Origin of the sequence: Moorena sp. SIO4A1 (assembly GCF_010672065.1) — a bacterium.
Lineage (GTDB): Bacteria > Cyanobacteriota > Cyanobacteriia > Cyanobacteriales > Coleofasciculaceae > Moorena.
Map to the genome: position 1 here is coordinate 1 of NZ_JAAHHX010000592.1, position 1614 is coordinate 1614.

1 protein-coding gene is annotated in these 1614 nt (G+C 47.1%); it reads left to right on the plus strand.

Annotated elements, in window-relative coordinates; translation table 11 throughout:
- A partial coding sequence (locus tag F6K53_RS40990) for a peptidase domain-containing ABC transporter (protein WP_293086004.1) occupies positions 1–1296 on the plus strand: 1296 nt, incomplete at its 5' end.
- Between the last annotated feature and the right edge of the window lie 318 nt (positions 1297–1614).

Sequence of the window (1614 nt, forward strand, 5' to 3'; positions counted from 1 at the left end):
TGCGCCAAAACCCGCAACATGATCGTCTTAGGCACAGAAAACCAAGGCTTTCTGGTAGAAACGTTTCGGGGGGTGCAGGTCCTAAAAACCACCCCAGCTACCCCTCAAGCTTGGGGAGAGTATCAAAGCAATTACGGTCGCCTGGCCAACCTGGGCTGGGGTATGATGAAGCTGGGGCTTTACAGCAGTACAATCACCAGCATTCTTTCCACATTTACTTCCATCGCTGTACTCTGGTTGGGCAGTTACCTGGTGATCAATCAGACATTATCCATCGGTCAGTTGCTGGCCTACAATGGCATGAGTAGCAACTTTCTGGGTTTCTTGGGGGCGGTAATCGGGCTAGTGGATGAATTTATTACTGCCCAGGTGGTTATCCAACGCCTGACGGAAGTGATCGATGCCACCCCAGAAGATGAGAATGACTTCAAAAAGCCCTGGGCTGAAATTCCCGGCAATGCAGAGATTACCTGCAGTCAGCTCAACTTTCACCACGCCGGTAGAGTTGACCTCCTCCAAGATTTCTCCCTCACTATCCCTGGCGGTAAAGTCATTGCCCTGATTGGTAAATCTGGCTGTGGCAAGAGTACCCTGGCCAAAGTGATGGCTGGTTTGTATTCTCTCCAGTCTGGCAATATCCGCTATGGCCTCTACAACCAGCAAGACCTCTCCCTGGAATGCTTGCGGCAGCAGGTAATATTAGTACCACAAGAACCCCACTTCTGGAGTCGCTCCATCATTGACAATTTCCACTTTAGCTATCCCCAGGTCACTTTTGAGCAGATTGTCAAAGCTTGCGAGATAGCTGGGGCTGACTCTTTCATCAGCGAACTACCCGACAAATATCAAACGGTTTTAGGGGAATTTGGTGCCAATCTCTCTGGGGGCCAAAGGCAACGATTGGCTATTGCTAGAGCTATAGTGACTGACCCACCAGTCCTAATTTTAGATGAATCCACTGGTGCCCTCGATCCAGTCAGCGAAGCTCAAGTGTTAGATCAATTACTATCCTCTCGCCAAGGCAAAACCACTATTATGATTAGTCATCGCCCGAAAGTGATTCAGCGAGCCAATTGGATTATCATGCTCGAAAAAGGAAAATTGCAAATCCAAGGCACTCCAGAAGAGTTACACTCTCTGGCTGGGGATCACTTAGACTTTCTCGATGATTTTGTTCCTTCAACTAAGAATTTAGTCATGTATGCTTCAGGCTCTGACTCTTCTGTTAATGGTACTTCTCTTAATGGTAATTATAGCAGTTCTCAATTCGGTGATATACCTCGTCCTGGGTTTTAGGGACCAGGAATCCCCCCTAATATCAAGTCTGGTTGAATACCCATAATTAAGGAGAGGGTGGGAGGTGTGGGGAGATGGGGAGATGGGGAGATCGGGAGATTTTTATTAAGCGATGCAGCGCGGTCTTGGGGGTTTCCCCCATGAGCGACTGCATCAAGACAGGGTAATTATCCTGACATGATATAACCCTCCTACCAGAAGGCGGGAAGGAGAAGTGGTAAAAAAACCTGTGTACCTCATCAGTATAATAATTGCTATATGGTTACTAAAACTGATTAAAACTTGCTTCAAATTTAACTATAGCGATTTGCAGATAAA